Here is a 15569-nt window from a genome sequence, read left to right on the forward strand (position 1 = left end):
AAGCCATGAAGCTCGCGTCGATCCTGATTGCAATCGCCGCCCTGGCAGGGGCGAGCCCCGCCGCCGGCTTCTGCATGTACAAGGGCGAGCTGTACGCCAAGACCACGCTGGAGCGGGAGTTCGCCGACGCCCGCTACCTGGTCAGGGCCAGGGTGCTGTCGGCCGTCAACGTCTCCAGCGACGAGGGCGACAGCTGGGTGCTCTACCGCCTGTCGGCGCAGGACGTTTTCAAGGGCGCGCCGCCCACGGCCTTTAGCCTGTTCAGCTTCCGAGACAGCGGCGGCTTCTATCTCGACGGCGACGCGGGTCCGGACCTGGGCGGGGAATACCTGCTGTTCCTGAAGCGGTTCGAGCCGACCGTGGCGCTGCCGTCCGAGGCCAAGGGCGCGCTCGACGTGAACTACGGCTGTGGGCAGTCGCGTCTCTGGAGCGAGGTCGGGCCGGCGGCGCGCCGCAGCCTGTCGATCCTGCAGGCGCGGGCCAGGCTCGCCGACGAACGAAAAACCCCGCCCGGATCGCTCCGGGCGGGGCCTTCGAGGTGATCGTTCGCCGGAGCGAAGGGATCAGTAGCGGACGTTCAGCGTCAGCATGGTCTGGCGGGCCGGCGCCGGGTCGGCGTGGTGCACGCCGTTGGTGCGCAGGATGTAGCGTTCGTCCGTCAGGTTCTGGACGTTCAGCTGCAGGTCGACCTTGTCGTTGACCCGGTACGAGGCGAAGGCGTCGTAGCGGGTGTAGGACGGGATGTAGATGCCGTTGGTCCCGCCGCCGGCGCCGCCCTGGTTGCCGCCGAAGGTCTTCGACACGTAGTAGGCGCCGCCGCCGATCGTCAGCGGGCGCAGCACGCGGTAAGTCGTGAACAGGCTGAAGGTGTTCTTCGGCGTGTTGGCCAGCGGATCACCGGTGTTGAGGTGCGGCGTCACGGTGTAGACGGGGTTGGCGGTGGTGCCGGTGTTGGTGACGGTGACGGCGCCGCGGACCAGCTTGCTGTCCATGTAGGTGTAGCCGCCGAAGACCTGCCACTTGGCCGTGATCTTGCCGGAAACGCCCAGTTCGACGCCTTGGACGCGGGTTTCACCGACCTGCTCGTAGTTGGTCGGCTCCGGGCCGACCAGGATCTGGGCGTTCTGGCGCTCGGTGCGGAACAGCGCGCCCGACAGGGCCAGCTGGTCGCCGAACAGGTTCCACTTCGCGCCCAGCTCGTAGCTGGTGGTGTCTTCCGGATCGAGGACCTTGGTCGCCAGGTCGCCCGAGCCCATGCCGCCCGAACCGTTCTGGTCGCCGGCCGCGATGGTCGGCGGGGTCGAGGACGTGGCGAACGAACCGTAGATGCTGCTCGACGGGGTCGGCTTGTAGTTCAGGCCGATCTGGTAGTTGACGAAGTCCCAGCTGGTCTTCGGCACGTTGGTGTAGGTGACCGAGGTGATGACGCCGTTGGTGTTGGTCGAGGCGGCGTTGTAGCCCTGCGTCGAGTAGTCGTCGTAGCGGACGCCGACGTTCAGCAGCAGCTTGTCGGTCAGCTTCACGGTGTCGAAGGCGTATAGCGCGGCGGTCTTGGTCTTCGATTGCGAAGCCGGGCCGCGGTTGATCGTGCCGCTCCAGGCGTCGCTCGGGTTCGGCGCGTAGAGGCGCGTGCAGTCGCCGGTGCCGGCGCCGGTGAAGCCGACCGGGCAGGACGAGCCGCTGGCGGTGTAGAAGGTGTAGGTGGCGTTGTCGTTCTGCTCGCGGCCGAGTTCGAAGCCGGCGTTGAAGCTGTTCTCGATCGAGCCGAGGTTGAACTTGCCGCTGACGTCGCTGACGAAGGCGATGGTCTTGGTCTCGTTCCAGCGCGACTTGGTGCCGCGCTTCATCCACCACTCGCCGGCCACGAACTGGGCCGCGCCGCCGTCGCCGGGGTTGGTGACGAAGTAGTCGTTGAGCGTCTTGCCATAGCGGAAGGCCTGGCGGACCGAGAAGTTGTCGTTGATCTCGTGGCGCACGGCGATGGTGCCGATGTCGGCCTTGGTCTTCATCCAGTCGCGGTCGAGGCCGTAATAGGCGTCGCGCGAGACGTCGAGGATGCCGCTGGCCGGACGGGTGCGGCTGTCGGTGCCGGCCACGCCCCAGGTGCGCTTGCTGGCCAGCGGGATGCCGTAGTCGGGATCCTGGTCGGTATCCAGGTGATAGTAGCTGAAGGTCAGCTGGGTGGCGGTGTCGATGCCGAAGGCCAGCGACGGCGCGAGGCCCCAGCGCTTGAAGTCGACGCTGTCGCGACCGGGCGTGTCGCCCTTGGTCGTCATCAGGTTCAGGCGGAAGGCGGCGTTTTCGGCGAAGCTGTAGTTACCGTCGGCCGTGACGCGGTAGTAGTTGTCGGTGCCGACCGCGGCCGAGCCGCTGGCGAAGTTGCGGGCCTTGGGCGACTTGCTCGACAGGTTGATGCTGCCGCCGCCCGAGCCGCGGCCGCTGTAGACCGAGTCCGGACCCTTGATGACCTCGACCTGTTCCAGGTTGAAGACTTCGCGGGTCTGGCCGCCGGTGTCGCGGATGCCGTCGACGAAGATGTTGTTGCCCGAGGACTGGCCGCGGATGAACGGACGGTCGGCCAGCGGCTGGCCGCCTTCGCCGGCGCCGAAGGTGATGCCCGGCGAGGTGCGCAGGATGTCCTGCAGCGAGGTGGCGGCGGTCTGCTCGATGATCTGGCTGGAGATCACCGTGATCGAGCGCGGGGTGTCGACCAGCGGGGCGGTGTACTTGCCCGACTGCATGTCGGTGGCCTTGCGGGCGTCGACGGCGATGCCGGAGACTTCCTGCACGTCGGCCGAGCCCGGCGCGGTGGCGACCGGCGCATCGGCGTCGGCGGCGAAGGCGGCGGGCGCCAGGGCGAGACCGGCGACGCCGGCGACGGCGGCGGCGCCCAGGGCGCGGCGAGCTTGGCTGCGAACGCCAGCGGCGGGCGAGGAAGGCTTATGCATCTTGTCGAGAGACCCCAGCTCGGGTCGCGGGGGAGGATCCGCGGCCCCTGTCCTGAAATTGCGAGGCGTTCTTATTTACGCAATTGCCGGGGTGCAATAATAATCAGTCGCAGGAGGAGCACGGTCGCCGCTGCGCGCGACAACCGTGACCATTATGCAACGTATCGGCTTCGTATCAGGCGCCGCGGGCGACGAACCAGCCGTTGCGGAAGCCCTGGTCGGCCTTGCCGTACAGGAACGGCTCGCCTTCCGGCGTGGTGAAGCGGCCGCCGGCGGCGACGATCAGGGCGTGACCGGCGGCGGTGTCCCACTCCATGGTCGGCCCGTGGCGCGGATAGATGTCGGCAGCGCCCTCGGCGATGCGGGCCAGCTTGATCGACGAGTCCATCGGCGCCCGCAGGCTGAAGCCGTACTGGTCGGCCAGGGCGGTGGCCTTGTCTTCCTTCATGGTGTGGCTGACCAGGGCCAGGGCCTGGCCCTCGGGCCAGGCGCGCGCCCGCACCGGCGTCTCGGCGCCGTCCGGCCCCTCGCGCTTGACCACGCCGCCGTCGGCCGTGAACCACACCTCGCCGGTGGCGGGGGCGCAGACCGCGCCGGCCACGGGGGCGCCGTTGTCGATCAGGCCGATGTTGACGGTGAAGTTGGGGTCGCCGCGGACGAAGGCCTTGGTGCCGTCCACCGGGTCGACGAGGAAGAAGCGCGGGCCGATCTGGTCGGGCGTGCCGTATTCGCAGGCGTGCTCTTCCGAGATCGCGGGGATGTCGGGATAGCGTTCGGCCAGCAGCGCCAGGATCACCTTTTCGCCGGCCTTGTCGGCCTCGGTCACCGGGCTTTCGTCGGCCTTGCGCACGACGTCGAGCTCGGTCCGCCAGAACGGCAGGATCACCTCGGCGGCGGCCTCGACGATCCTGGCCAGGTCGCGACCGATGTCGGCCGGGAGGGGGGCGGAGCTCATGCTTGTCCTCGGGGGTCGTCGCCGACGAAGACCAGTCTCACGACGCGGGCGTCGATCGTCTGCTTGCCGGCCTCTTCGAAATTCACGGTGACGCGATGGCCGGTCACGGACTGCACCTGGCCAGGGCCCCAGTCGGGCTGGCCCGGATGGCGCACCAGCACGCCGGGTTCGAGAAACGGATCCATCACGGCTCCCTGATAGTGCGTGGCGCGCCAAAGTGTGAGCGCTTTTAGGTGTCGGCCGGCGCCGATTTGTGCGCGGCCTGGTTGAAACCGATTTCGCGGCGACGTTTGCCAAAGCTCCAAATCACGCCAAAGATCGCGGCCATGACCGACACCGCCGCCCCCGCCTCGCCCGCGCCCGCCCCTTCGCTGGACGTCAACGGCCCGGATTTCGCCGCCCTGGTGGCCGCGCGCCTGTGTCACGACTTCATCAGCCCGGCCAGCGCCATCGTCTCGGGGCTGGACCTGCTGGAGGATCCCAGCGCCCAGGACATGCGCGACGACGCCATGAGCCTGATCAGCAGCTCGGCCCGCAAGCTGGCCGACCTCCTGCAGTTCACCCGCGTGGCCTTCGGCGCCTCGGCCTCGGCCGAGACCTTCGACTCCCGCGAGCTGGAAAAGCTGGCCCAGCAGGGCGTCTTCGCCCACGTGCGGCCGAACCTGACCTGGGACATCGCGCCGCAGCCGCTGAACAAGGCCGCCTCGCGCGCCCTGCTCAACATCGCCCAGATCGCCGCCAGCGCCCTGCCGGCCGGCGGCGCGGCCACCCTGCGCGCGGTGGTCGCCGACGGCCGCACCGCGATCACCGCCGACGCGGTCGGTCCCCGCGCCCGCCTGCGTCCCGAAGTGCTGGCCGGCCTGAAGGGCGAGCCGCTGGGCGAGGGCCTGGGCGGTCCGTGGGTGCAGGCGGCCTACCTGTATTCGGTGGTCCGCGCGGCCGGCGGCCAGATCGGCGTCGAGATCGCCGAGGAGCGCGTCAGCATCGCCGCCTGGACGCCCGCCGACTGAAGCGTACGTTTTTCCGCGCCGTCACCGCTCCTTAACCCGGATCGCGCCATCCTGCCTTTCTAGGATTTGGAGCGCGCCGTGAAGACCTGCCTCGTCGTCGACGACAGCCGGGTGATCCGCAAGGTGGCCCGCCGTGCGTTGGAGGACATCGGCTTCGAGATCGCCGAGGCCGCCGACGGCATGGAGGCGCTGGCCTGGTGTCGCGCGGCCATGCCCGATGCCGTCCTGCTCGACTGGAACATGCCGGTGATGAACGGCCTGGAGTTCCTGCAGCGCCTGCGCCAGGAGCCGGGCGGCGACGCGCCGGTGGTGGTGTTCTGCACGGTCGAGAACAAGGTCGACAACATCCGCCTGGCGCTCGACCACGGCGCCGACGAGTACATCATGAAACCCTTCGACGGCGAGATCATCGCCGCCAAGTTCGCCGAGGCGGGCCTGCTATGACCCCCGAGGACATGGATCTGCTGGCGGCCCTGGGCCGCGCCCGCGCCGGCCTGAAGGTCGAGACCGACAAGCACTACGTCGTCGAGAGCCGCCTTGCGCCGCTGGCCCGCCGTGAAGGCTATCCGTCGATCGAGGCCCTGGTGGCGGCCCTGCGCGCCAAGCGCGAGGAGCGGCTGATCTGGGCGGTGGTCGAGGCCCTGACCGTCAACGAGACGGCCTTCTTCCGCGACCGCGACACCTTCGCCTTCCTGCGCGACGTGGCGATGCCGGAGCTGTCGCGCCGTCGCAAGGACGGCTCGGTGCGGATCTGGAGCGCGGCGTGCTCGACCGGCCAGGAGATCTATTCCCTGGCCATCGCCGCCGACGAGGCGCGCGGCCTGGAGCCGGGCGTGCGGTTCGAGTTCTTCGCCTCCGACCTCTCCGAGCGCTGCCTGGAGAAGGCCCAGAGCGGGCTCTACACCCAGTTCGAGGTTCAACGCGGCCTGCCGATCCGGCTGCTGATCAAGCATTTCGAGAACCAGGACGAGACCTGGGCGATCTCGCCGCGCATCCGCCAGGCGGTGCGCTGGCGGCGGATCAACCTGATGTCCGACCTGTCGGGCATGGGGGTCTTCGACCTCGTCATGCTGCGCAACGTGCTGCCGGGCCTGGACCCGTCCGTGCGCGCGCGGCTGGTCGAGCACATGGCCGCCCGCCTGACCGAGGACGGCCTTCTGGTGCTGGGCGAGAACGAGAGCCTGGCGGGCGTGACCGAGGCCTTGCGGCCGTTGCCGGGGCGTCCTGGCCTGTTCGCGCGCGATCCGGCCTTCCGGGCCGCGGCGGCCTAGATCCGGGCCCGGCGCCGGCGGCGCGGGGCCAGGGCTTCGAGCATTTCCCAGATCCGGTCGGCCAGCCGGCGCCGCAGCGACGCCGGCGGTTCGGGCGCGTCGGCCATGGCCTTTGACAGCTTGGCGAACAGCAGGGCCGCAGGGCCCGGCGCAGCCAGGGCCGGGCGCGCCTCCAGGGCGTCGATCACTTGCCGCGAGATCCGCCGATAGGCGGCCGCCGGAACCTCGGCATGGGTCGCGGGCGTGCGGCAATCGGAAAAGTCCGGCGCCAGGCCGCATCCGACGCGCAGGGCCTGGCCGATCCGGGCGGCGTAGTCGGGATCCTGGCCCAGGCGGTCGATGTCGATGACCAGGTCGGCCTGCGGCAGGGCCTTCAGGTACGACAGCAGATAGATCGCCAGAAAGGCCGTGAACGAGGTCTTCGCCGGAGCGCGCTTCAGTCGCCGGCGGGCGGCGGCGATGCGCTGGGCGAGGGCGCCGCCCTTGGGCGCGGGCAGGCCCAGGCGCCGGGCCAGGGGTTCGGCGCCGGACGCCTCGGACAGCAGCACGTACTGGCAAAGCTCGAAATAGGTGGGGCGCGGCCGCTTGCGCAGCGAGTGGAACGACAGCCACTGCTGCAGCGGATCGCGGATCAGCACCACGTGGAAGCCTCCGAACCGCCGACGCAGCCAGCCGATCCGTCCCAGGGTGCGGCAGCAGGCCAGCACCGGGGTCTGGCCCGCGGCCTGGGCGTGGCTGACCAGTCCCGCCACATAGGCCGTCTGGGCGGCGTCCTGGCGGCCCTCGGGCATGAAGTAGTCGTCGAGGGCGAAGCGCTGCTGGTAGCCGGCGACGCCGCCGCCCGGCGCCAGCAGGTCGGCGAACTCGGCCAGGTAGGGAACATCGTCGCCCGGATGCCGCAGGCCGCTGGCCCGAGGGGTCTCGCGGGCGATGCGCTCAGGGGTCAGGTCGGCCAGTTGCTCGTGCCAGGGCTCGTAATAGGCCCGCACGCCGGGCAGGGCGCGAAGGCGGCTCCACACGTAGGTGCTCGAGCAACGCCAGCCGCTGTGCACGAAGACCGGCGACAGGGCGGGATCGGGGAGGGCGACCGGGACCGTCATGACCCCCAGGATCGGGGGTCAGCTTGTCCGGCTTATCTCCCGGGCGACAGGAAAAGCAGGGCGTTCTTGTCGGCGTCGCAATGGTTGATGCGCAAGCGAGACGCGGCGGCGCCCGATCGGCGCCGTCGCCGCAACACGATGCTTCCGAACGGCAAAAGGCCCGCCCCTGGTCGGGGGCGGGCCCTGCGGTCGGGCTGGGAGGCCCGTCTTAGTTCTTGGCGTCGCGAGCGGTGTCGGTGACGGCCTTGCCGGCCGACGACACGTCCTTGCCGGCGCCCTCGACGGTGTTGCAGGCGGCGACGCTGAGGCTGGCGGCGAGGGCGGCCAGGATGACGAACTTGCGCATGAGAGTTCTCCGGTGCTGGCCCTGACGGGCGCTTGAGATTGCCCAGAGCAAACGTGGCCGACAGGCCTAGGTTCCGGCCTGATGCTGGGCCGGCGGCAGCGCCTGGGGCGTCGGAAACACAAGGCGCACAAGGAGGCCGCCCATGGGGCTGGCGTCGAACTTGACCGTGCCGCGCAGTTGGCGGGCGAAGGCCGTCATCAAGGTGCGGCCCACCCCCTCGCCCGGGCCGGCGGGGGCGCCGGGACCATCGTCGCCGATGGCCAGCTCGGCCTCTTCCCCGCGCACGAAGAAGTCGACGGTCAGCACGCCGCCGCGCTCGGCCAGCGCGTGCTTCTGGGCGTTGGTGATGGCCTCGACGGCGAACAGCGCCAGCGGCGCCAGCCGGTCGGGGTCGATGACCAGCGGGTCGGCGTGCACCTCGGTGCGCACCGAGCCCTGACCGTTGACGTCGCCGGCCAGCAGCAGGGCGGTCAGCTCCTCCAGGAAGGGTCGCAGGTCGACCCGCTTGAGGTCCGGCCCCTGGTAGAGGGCGCGATAGATCTGGGCCAGGGCGGTGATCCGCTGGCGGGTGTCGTTCATCGCCGTGCGCGCAGCCGGATCGGTCAAGGCGCGCTGCTGCATGTTCAGCAGCGAGGTGATGATCTGCAGGTTGTTCTTCACCCGGTGATGGATCTCGCGCATCAGCGAGTCCTTCTCGGCCAGGCTGTCGCGCAGCGAGGCGTCGCGGGTGACGATGCCGGCCGCCATCTGGTCGAGGGTCTCGGCCAGCTCGCGGATTTCCGGCGGCGCGCGCTCGGCCTGCAGCGGGCGGACCGTGAAGCGGCCCTTGGCGTAGATCGCCGCCACCCGGCGCAGATAGACGATCCAGCGGATCACCTCGCGCTCGGTGGCCCAGAACACCGCGGCCAGCGCCAGGGCGAAGGCCAGCAGCGGCAGCAGCAGGCGCGAGATCGGCGTCAGGGTCGCCCAGGACATGATGCCAGGAGCGGGGGCCGACAGCATGACGAACACGTCGTCCTCGACCAGCGGGGCGGCGGAGAACAGCCGGCGGCGGCCCTGAGCGTCCTTGCCCGACCACAGGATGGTCTTCCGGCCGGCCTCGGTCTCCTCGCGCAGTTGGGTGTTGGCGGGGCCGAAGGCCTTGGGATCGGTGGCCGAGAACACGTTGCCCCGCGCGTCGGACAGGCCGATCTCGGCCCCGTCGGGCAGGAAGCGGTTGGCGGTCTGGGGCTTGAGGCTCGACAGGGTGAGCACGGCCGCCATGGCCCCGTCGAACACGCCGGCGCTGTCTTCGGCGCGGACGGCCGTCAGCACCGACGGCTCGCCGGCGTAGACCGCGCCCGGAGCCGGCGCGACGGCCAGGTGCGCGCCGGCCGCCAGGTCGAGGAACCAGGGGCGCTGGGCGCGCTCGGGGTCGCGGGGCGTCGTGCCGGCCGCGCATGCCACGCGGCCGTAGGCGTCGAAGCGGATCAGGTTGGCGTAGCCGGGCAGGCGCGACTTCACCGCGTCCAGCCGCCGGGCGCACTCCAGACCCACCGAGCCGGGGCCCAGGGTCTGGAGCAGCACGCCGGCCGCCTCGATGCGGGCCCGGGCGGTGGCGGCGCTGTGGCCGGCGGCAAGCTCCAGGCTCTGCCGCCGTGCGTCGCCCTCGGTGCGGAAGGCGAGGTACGACTGCAGGACGCCGGCCATCAGGACGGGCAGCAGCGCGACCGTCAGGGCCAGGCCGAGCCTGACCCGGATCGTGCCGACAACCTCGGCCGCACGGCCGTACACGCGCTTCACCGCTGGGTGCTCAGGCGCTCCGCATCGGCCAGGATGGCGTGCATCGCGTCGCCGGCGGCGCCGCCGTCGCGATCATAGCCGCCCGACTCGAGGATGGCCTGGAGGGCGCGGCGCGCCCGGCTGACCCGGCTTTTCACCGTGCCCACCGCGCAGCCGCAGATGTCGGCCGCTTCCTCGTAGGCGAAGCCGCCGGCTCCGACCAGGATCAGGGCTTCGCGCTGTTCGGGCGGCAGCATGGCCAGGCTCATGCGCAGTTCGTCCAGGGCGACCGGAGCCTCCGGATCGTCCACCGCCACCAGGGTCCGCTCGGCGGCCTCCTGGTCGAGCTGGCTCTGGCGCCAGGAGCGACGCTTTTCCGAGTAGAACTGGTTGCGCAGGATCATGAAGGTCCAGGCCTTCATGTTGGTGCCCAGCTGGAAGCTGGCCCGGGCGTCCCAGGCCTTCATCATGGCGTCCTGCGCCAGATCGTCAGCGGCCGTCGGGTCACCGGTGAGGGTGCGCGCGAAGGCCCGCAGGTGCGGGATGAGGGTGACGAGTTCTTTCTTGAAGACCCCGTCACGGGCCGGATCGATGGGCGATCGGCCGACTTGCGCTTCGCTCATGCTCAACGCTCTCCCGAAGGCTTGTCAGCCTTGCGCAGGATGTCGAGGAATTCGTCCGGGACCGGCTCGTTGACCACCTCATCGAACATCTGCCGAAGCTTGACGCCGATGGCCTGCTGCCGAAGCCGCGCCTCATCGAGCGAGGCGGCTCCCTTGCGTTGATCTTCCATGGGTACGTGTTCGATCATGTCCTCGACGCCGGTTGTGCGCAGCGTCCGCCCCCTGCGGCCGAATGTGTAAATGCTGGAGGTCAACGCCACATTCCGCATCGGGTTCCATAAGCTTGAGCATAGACTGCCAAAATTCGGTTCGGTGCGGAACCGCCCTCGCGCAGGGCACGTTATGCACTCGACTGAACGGCATAGCTTTGCCGTGACAGAAGGCCTTTTTTGTTTCGAAGACACTCTACGGGAGGGGTCATGAGTCTTCTTGCCCGACTGGCGCCGCACCTGCCCTACGTTCGCCGTTACGCCCGCGCCCTGACCGGCGACCAGACGACCGGCGACCACTATGTGCGGGTGGCGCTGGAGGCGCTGGCCGCCGGCGAGCGTTCGCTCGACGCGGCGCTTTCGCCGCGCGTGGCGCTCTATCGCGTTTTCCACGCCATCTGGCTGACCTCGGGCGCCCAGCTGGAAGCCCGTCGCGACGACGTCTCCGACGACGCCTCGCAGCGGCTCCTGCGCATCGCCCCGCGTTCGCGCCAGGCGTTCCTGCTGACCGCCCTGGAAGGCTTCACGCCGACCGAGGCCGCCCAGATCCTGGATTGCGACTTCGGCGAGGTCGAGCGGCTGATCGCCGACGCCCAGGCCGAGATCGATGCGGAACTGGCCACCGAGGTGCTGATCATCGAGGACGAGCCGGTCATCGCCGCCGACATCGAGGCGCTGGTGCGTGAACTGGGCCACGACGTGATCGACATCGCCGCCACCCGCGGCGAGGCGGTCGACGCGGTCGCCCGCAAGACGCCGGGCCTGGTCCTGGCCGACATCCAGCTGGCCGACGGCTCGTCGGGCATCGACGCGGTGAAGGACATCCTGGCGCGCCTCGACGTGCCGGTGATCTTCATCACCGCCTTCCCCGAGCGCCTGCTGACCGGCGAGCGTCCGGAGCCGACCTTCCTGATCACCAAGCCCTTCCAGCCGGAAACGGTGAAGGCGGCGATCGGCCAGGCGCTGTTCTTCCATCCGCGCCGGACCCGCCAGGCCGCCTGACGGCCGGATCGGGTATCCAGAACGACGAAGGCCCCGGCGAGCGATCGCCGGGGCCTTCTCTTTGGTGCGTTTCCATCTCAGGCCTCTGCCGGGCCCTTCCTCAGTCCCGCGCGGTTAGTGGGCCGGCGCGGTCTGTTCCTGCGGCGCCTGCTTGGGCGCGGTGAGTTCGGTGGCGCCCTGCTGGGCTTCGGCCGGCGTGTTGGCGCCCTTGTTGCCCTCGACCGAGGCCAGTTCGCCCGAGCGCATGCCCCAGCTGCCGAACAGCGCGATGGCGGCCAGCACGATCGATATCACCAGCACCCAGAAGATGTGCCGGCCCCAGCGGCCCTGGCGCGCGGGAGTGGCCTTCAGGGTGGGCGAGTGGTCGGTGTTGATGTCGGTCGCCATGGGCGCCTCCTATTTCGTGTCGCTCCACGCGGCCGGAGCCGTGCGGCCGGCGCCGAGCTGGGCGGCGGCGAAATGCTGGACGGTGCCGACCGCCAGCGCCATGCCCAGCACGGTCGCCGCGGCGAGCAGACGAGAACTCCGGGCTTGCCTGCGGCGACGCTGGGTTTCGAAGACCAGTCCGCCATGCGCGGCTTGATAGGCGCGGATCATCACGTCGCTCCCCATTCGCCCCGCGATGTCGCGGGATCAGGAGAACAACGTTTCGCGCACGGCGCCGTTCCGCCGTCGCCGCACAAGCGCGGCCCGGCCTTTCGCCAATGGCGCGAAATATTTTTCGAAGTTCCGGGAACGCCGACCGGGGGAGGTCGTTCTATGTCTGCGGAGGCGGCGACGCCCCCCCGACTTGAGGCTGGCGATAGTCAGCCTGCCGTCTCCGCAACCCCCTTTCTGTAGAGCGTTCAGGCGGATCGGAGCCCCGACCCGCCTTTTCTGTGTCCGCTCTCGCGGGTCTAAGACTCAGGACTTGGGCTTGGGCGGACCTTCCAGGTCGATGCGCACGTCGGCGCGACGGCGCAGCGGACGGGCCTCGCCGTCGCGGGTGACGGCGCCGGCGTCGCCGGCCGCCGTGACCTCGAACGAGACCTGCCGGAAGCCGACCCGGGCCAGGGCGCCGGTCACGGCGGCGGCCCGCTTTTCCGAAAGGGCCAGATTGGCGTCGGGCGCGCCCACGGCGTCGGCTAGGCCCACCACATGCACGTTCTTGGCCGTGCAGCCCTTGGCCATGTCGGCCGCGCCGCGCAGCACCTGGCGGGCCTCGCGGGTCACCGCCGCCGAATCCCGCTCGAAATAGATGGAGACGGAGAAGTCTTCGCAGGCCGCCGGAAGGGCCTCGATCTGCGACCGCGATTTCGGCCATGGGCTGCTCGCGCAACCGGCCGCCGCAACACCGATCGCCGCCATAGCGATCCAAACGCCCGCCTTGCTCATTCGTCGCCCTCTTGTTGCACCCACCAAATCGCCCCTCCGGACATGCCAAAGGCGGCCGACGCGCGCCGACCGCCTTCGAGATCCTGTTCGGACGAGGCCGCCTTAGCGGGGGCTGCCGTCCTCCCAGAAATAACGACCGCTGCGCGAGTCGTAGTAGTAATACCGTCCAGCGCGCTCGTCATAGTACTGGCGACGATTCACGTTGGTGGCGCCGCAGCCGCCGTCTTCGCGGCAGCCCTTGATGGCGCCCGCGGTGCCGCCGATGGCTGCGCCGATGGCCGCCCCGGTCCCTGCGTCGCCCGCGCCGACATTGTTGCCGATCACGGCGCCGGCGAGGGCGCCGAGGGCCGCGCCGCCGGCGGCGTTGCGTTCGGTGTTGCCGGTGGCGGTACAGGCGGTGGCCAGCAGGCCGGCGGCCGCCACGGCGATCACTGTGGTCTTCATCTTKGCTCTCCGTTCGAGCGTGTCCCGGTCACTCAAACGGAGCATGGCCGAGGGAAGTTCCGGCCCGCGCGCCTGGGAACCCCCGCCAAGCGCCGCCGTTTGCTCCGGACGGGGGCCGCTTTGGGCCGCGCCGAGGGAAATTTGCATGCGCGTCGAACTGGTCGCCAACGTCGCCTCCGGATCCGTGGGCCGGGACGGTCCCCAGCGCGCCGAGGCGATCCTGGCCGAACATGGCGTCGAGGCGACCGTGCACGCCCCGGCCGGCGGCGAGCTGGAGGCCTGTCTCTCGCAGGCGTTGTCGCGCAAGCCCGACGCCCTGTTCGTCCTCGCGGGCGACGGCACCGCCCGGGCCGCCGCAGAGATGGCCGGTCCCGATGGCCCGCTGGTCGCGCCGCTGCCGGGCGGCACCATGAACATGCTGCCCCGCGCGCTCTATGGCGAGCGGGCCTGGCCCGAGGCGCTGAAGGCCTGCCTGACCCACGGCGAGGAGCGGATGATCTCGGGCGGCGAGGTAGCCGGCCGGCTGTTCTTCGTCGCCGCGATCCTCGGCAGCCCGGCCCTGTGGGCCGAGGCCCGCGAGGCCGCCCGGCAGGGCCGCGCGGATCTGGCCATCATGCGCGCCCAGCGCGCCCTGCGCCGGGCCTTCTCCAGCCGCCTGCGCTACGTGCTGGACGGTCGGCCCAAGGAGAAGACCGAGGCCCTGACCCTGATGTGCCCGCTGGTCTCGACGGCGCTGGACGCCGACGAGCGGGCCCTGGAGGCCGCGGCCCTGGATCCCAGCAACGCCCTCGACATCTTCCGCCTGGGGGTGAAGACCGTCACCGGCGCCTGGCGCGACGACCCGTCGGTCAGCGTCGGCCGCTGCCGGGTGGGGCGGGCCTGGGCCGGCGGGCGCATCCCGGCCATCCTGGACGGCGAGCCGGTGCGGCTGGACGACCACGTCTCGATCCGCTTCCGGCCCAAGGCCTTCCGCGCCCTGGCCCTCAGGGACGACGCCCCGTGACCGGAGCCGTCTTCAAGATGGTCCAGGTCTCCGACATCCATTTCGGGGGCGAGCATCCAGAGGCGGTGGAAGCGGCGGTGGAGTGCATCCACGCCGCGCGCCCGGACCTGGTCATCGGGGCTGGCGACCTGACCAAGGACGGCGCCCAGGTCGAGTTCGACGCAGCCCGCGCCTGGTTCGCGCGCCTGCCGTCGCCGCAGCTGCTGGCGCCGGGCAATCACGACACGCCGTTCAAGGGGCCGGTGGAGATCCTCGAGCGGCTGGCGGTTCCCTGGCGGCGCTACGAGGCGCGGTTCGGCGAGCCGGACGGGCTGTCGTACCGCGATGAGCGGGCGGCGGTGTTCACCCTCAATTCCGCGCGTGGCGCGCAGATCCGCTGGAACTGGTCGAAGGGCGCGGTGTCGCGCTCGCAAACCAGGGCGCTGGCCAGGCGCCTGGCCGCCGAGCCGCCCGGGCGGCTGAAGGTGGTGGTCTGCCACCATCCGCTGATCGAGATGATGGGCGGGCCGATGACCGCCAAGGTGCGGGGCGGGCAGGCCGCAGCCCTGGCCTTCGCCAACGCCGGCGCGGACCTCGTGCTGACCGGCCACATCCACGCGCCGTTTGTGCACGCCTATCCCTATGCCGGCGGCTGCACCCAGGCGGTGGGGTCGGGCACCCTGTCGGTGCGCGAACGCGGGGTGCCGCCCAGCTTCAACATCATCGAGGCCGACGAGAGCGAGATGCGCATCACCGCCATGGCCTTCGAGCGCACCGGCTTCGTCGTCTGGCGCACCTGGGCGGTGAACCGCCGGCCCAACTGCAAGGTCCAGGACCCCTGAACGCAAGAAGGGCGGGATCTTGCGATCCCGCCCTTCTCGAGGTCGGCCCTCGGTCGGTCGCTTAGACCGGGTAGGTCCAGGCTTCGCCCTGGCCCTGAGCCGCGGCGTACTGGGCGTCGGCGAACGCCCAGTTGGGCAGGGCGTCGAACCAAGCTTCCAGGAAGCCCTTACGGTTGTTCTGGTGGTCGAGGTAGTAGGCGTGCTCCCACACGTCGCAGACCAGCAGCGGGGTCACGCCCGGCTTGGTCATGGCGCCGTCGGCGTCGTGGGTCGAGATGAGCGACAGCTTGGCGCCTTCGGCGACCAGCCAGGCCCAGCCCGAACCGAAGTGGCCGACGCCCTCGGCGACGAACTTTTCCTTCAGGCCGGCCAGGCCGCCGAAGGTTTCGTCGATGGCCTTGGCCAGGGCTTCGCCCGGGCCGGCGCTGGCCGGAGCCATGCATTCCCAGAAGAAGGCGTGGTTCCACGCCTGGGCGGCGTTGTTGAACACCTTGCCCGGGCCGGCGTCGGCGATGACGGCTTCCAGCGAGCGGCTGTCGTCTTCCGGCAGCAGGCCGTTCAGCGCGTTGACGTACGCGGCGTGGTGCTTGTCGTGGTGGAAGTGGAGGGTGTTGGCCGAGATGGTCGGCTGGAGCGCCTCGTAGGCGTAGGGCAGGTCGGGCAGCTTGAACATGGTCACTCCATGGCGAAACGCCCCCGGAA

The 15569-nt window shown here is 70.4% G+C and carries 20 protein-coding genes; 7 read left to right on the forward strand and 13 right to left on the reverse strand.

Annotation, left to right across the window (positions count from 1 at the left end):
• Nucleotides 1-5: 5 nt before the first annotated feature.
• Nucleotides 6-542 (forward strand): hypothetical protein, encoded by a 537-nt coding sequence (locus AC1DCG_RS13345; protein WP_477029686.1) that lies wholly within the window; start codon nucleotides 6-8, stop codon nucleotides 540-542.
• Nucleotides 543-563: 21 nt separating this feature from the next.
• Here AC1DCG_RS13345 and AC1DCG_RS13350 read toward each other — a convergent pair whose 3' ends face one another.
• The 3 genes from AC1DCG_RS13350 to AC1DCG_RS13360 all read right to left on the reverse strand — a co-directional run bounded on the left by AC1DCG_RS13350 (nucleotide 564) and on the right by AC1DCG_RS13360 (nucleotide 4091).
• Nucleotides 564-2948 (reverse strand): TonB-dependent receptor, encoded by a 2385-nt coding sequence (locus tag AC1DCG_RS13350; protein WP_477029687.1) that lies wholly within the window; start codon nucleotides 2946-2948, stop codon nucleotides 564-566.
• Between the two features lie 175 nt (nucleotides 2949-3123).
• The gene (gene cysQ / locus AC1DCG_RS13355) at nucleotides 3124-3903 is read right to left on the reverse strand and encodes a 3'(2'),5'-bisphosphate nucleotidase CysQ (RefSeq protein ID WP_165258745.1); all 780 of its coding nucleotides are present in this window, start codon (nucleotides 3901-3903) and stop codon (nucleotides 3124-3126) included.
• Nucleotides 3900-4091 (reverse strand): DUF3553 domain-containing protein, encoded by a 192-nt coding sequence (locus AC1DCG_RS13360; RefSeq protein WP_477029688.1) that lies wholly within the window; start codon nucleotides 4089-4091, stop codon nucleotides 3900-3902. Before AC1DCG_RS13360 ends, cysQ begins: the two co-directional genes overlap by 4 nt.
• Before the next feature lie 138 nt (nucleotides 4092-4229).
• Between AC1DCG_RS13360 and chpT the strand changes: the two genes are divergently transcribed.
• The 3 genes from chpT (at nucleotide 4230) to AC1DCG_RS13375 (ending at nucleotide 6184) form a co-directional block, all read left to right on the forward strand.
• Nucleotides 4230-4913, forward strand: a complete 684-nt coding sequence (chpT, locus tag AC1DCG_RS13365) for a histidine phosphotransferase ChpT (RefSeq protein WP_165258746.1) — start codon at nucleotides 4230-4232, stop codon at nucleotides 4911-4913.
• A gap of 66 nt (nucleotides 4914-4979) precedes the next feature.
• Nucleotides 4980-5357, forward strand: coding sequence for a response regulator (locus AC1DCG_RS13370; protein WP_165258748.1), 378 nt, complete (start codon nucleotides 4980-4982; stop codon nucleotides 5355-5357).
• Nucleotides 5354-6184: a CheR family methyltransferase gene (locus tag AC1DCG_RS13375; RefSeq protein ID WP_165258749.1), complete on the forward strand. Its 831-nt coding sequence runs from the start codon at nucleotides 5354-5356 to the stop codon at nucleotides 6182-6184. The genes AC1DCG_RS13370 and AC1DCG_RS13375 overlap by 4 nt, the downstream gene beginning before the upstream one ends.
• Here the strand turns inward: AC1DCG_RS13375 and AC1DCG_RS13380 are convergent.
• From AC1DCG_RS13380 to nepR, 5 genes are all read right to left on the reverse strand, one after another.
• Entirely contained in the window at nucleotides 6181-7284 is a 1104-nt protein-coding gene (locus AC1DCG_RS13380) for a hypothetical protein (protein ID WP_477029689.1), read from the reverse strand. The two genes, AC1DCG_RS13375 and AC1DCG_RS13380, sit on opposite strands and share 4 nt — an antisense overlap.
• Before the next feature lie 208 nt (nucleotides 7285-7492).
• On the reverse strand, nucleotides 7493-7630 hold the full coding sequence (locus tag AC1DCG_RS13385) for an entericidin A/B family lipoprotein (protein WP_116489159.1): 138 nt from the start codon (nucleotides 7628-7630) through the stop codon (nucleotides 7493-7495).
• A gap of 66 nt (nucleotides 7631-7696) precedes the next feature.
• Nucleotides 7697-9412, reverse strand: a complete 1716-nt coding sequence (phyK, locus tag AC1DCG_RS13390) for a sensor histidine kinase PhyK (RefSeq protein ID WP_477029690.1) — start codon at nucleotides 9410-9412, stop codon at nucleotides 7697-7699.
• Nucleotides 9409-10014 (reverse strand): sigma-70 family RNA polymerase sigma factor, encoded by a 606-nt coding sequence (locus AC1DCG_RS13395; RefSeq protein WP_165258750.1) that lies wholly within the window; start codon nucleotides 10012-10014, stop codon nucleotides 9409-9411. The genes phyK and AC1DCG_RS13395 overlap by 4 nt, the downstream gene beginning before the upstream one ends.
• A 2-nt stretch (nucleotides 10015-10016) precedes the next feature.
• Complete coding sequence (gene nepR, locus AC1DCG_RS13400) at nucleotides 10017-10202, reverse strand: anti-sigma T factor NepR (RefSeq protein ID WP_101720661.1); 186 nt, start codon at nucleotides 10200-10202, stop codon at nucleotides 10017-10019.
• A 231-nt stretch (nucleotides 10203-10433) separates the two neighbouring features.
• On the opposite strand from nepR, the gene phyR reads away from it, so the two are divergent.
• Complete coding sequence (phyR, locus tag AC1DCG_RS13405; protein ID WP_109101193.1) at nucleotides 10434-11225, forward strand: anti-anti sigma factor/receiver protein PhyR; 792 nt, start codon at nucleotides 10434-10436, stop codon at nucleotides 11223-11225.
• Nucleotides 11226-11339: 114 nt separating this feature from the next.
• On the opposite strand, the gene AC1DCG_RS13410 is transcribed toward phyR, so the two are convergent.
• The 4 genes from AC1DCG_RS13410 to AC1DCG_RS13425 form a co-directional block, all read right to left on the reverse strand.
• Nucleotides 11340-11612: a hypothetical protein gene (locus tag AC1DCG_RS13410; RefSeq protein ID WP_477029691.1), complete on the reverse strand. Its 273-nt coding sequence runs from the start codon at nucleotides 11610-11612 to the stop codon at nucleotides 11340-11342.
• Nucleotides 11613-11621: 9 nt separating this feature from the next.
• Complete coding sequence (locus AC1DCG_RS13415; protein ID WP_477029692.1) at nucleotides 11622-11822, reverse strand: hypothetical protein; 201 nt, start codon at nucleotides 11820-11822, stop codon at nucleotides 11622-11624.
• A 306-nt stretch (nucleotides 11823-12128) separates the two neighbouring features.
• A complete protein-coding gene (locus AC1DCG_RS13420) occupies nucleotides 12129-12599 on the reverse strand; it encodes an OmpA family protein (RefSeq protein WP_165258754.1) in 471 nt (156 codons plus the stop codon).
• A gap of 102 nt (nucleotides 12600-12701) precedes the next feature.
• Nucleotides 12702-13043, reverse strand: coding sequence for a YMGG-like glycine zipper-containing protein (locus AC1DCG_RS13425; protein ID WP_058348995.1), 342 nt, complete (start codon nucleotides 13041-13043; stop codon nucleotides 12702-12704).
• Nucleotides 13044-13188: 145 nt separating this feature from the next.
• On the opposite strand from AC1DCG_RS13425, the gene AC1DCG_RS13430 reads away from it, so the two are divergent.
• Together AC1DCG_RS13430 and AC1DCG_RS13435 are read left to right on the forward strand one after the other, a co-directional pair.
• The gene (locus AC1DCG_RS13430; RefSeq protein ID WP_477029693.1) at nucleotides 13189-14046 is read left to right on the forward strand and encodes a diacylglycerol/lipid kinase family protein; all 858 of its coding nucleotides are present in this window, start codon (nucleotides 13189-13191) and stop codon (nucleotides 14044-14046) included.
• On the forward strand, nucleotides 14043-14867 hold the full coding sequence (locus tag AC1DCG_RS13435; protein ID WP_477029694.1) for a metallophosphoesterase family protein: 825 nt from the start codon (nucleotides 14043-14045) through the stop codon (nucleotides 14865-14867). The genes AC1DCG_RS13430 and AC1DCG_RS13435 overlap by 4 nt, the downstream gene beginning before the upstream one ends.
• A gap of 61 nt (nucleotides 14868-14928) precedes the next feature.
• On the opposite strand, the gene AC1DCG_RS13440 is transcribed toward AC1DCG_RS13435, so the two are convergent.
• Nucleotides 14929-15540 carry a superoxide dismutase gene (locus tag AC1DCG_RS13440; RefSeq protein ID WP_116569421.1) on the reverse strand — a complete coding sequence of 204 codons (612 nt, stop codon included), beginning with the start codon at nucleotides 15538-15540 and terminating at the stop codon, nucleotides 14929-14931.
• Nucleotides 15541-15569 lie beyond the last annotated feature (29 nt).

The organism is Caulobacter sp. 10L414 (genome assembly GCF_056395525.1).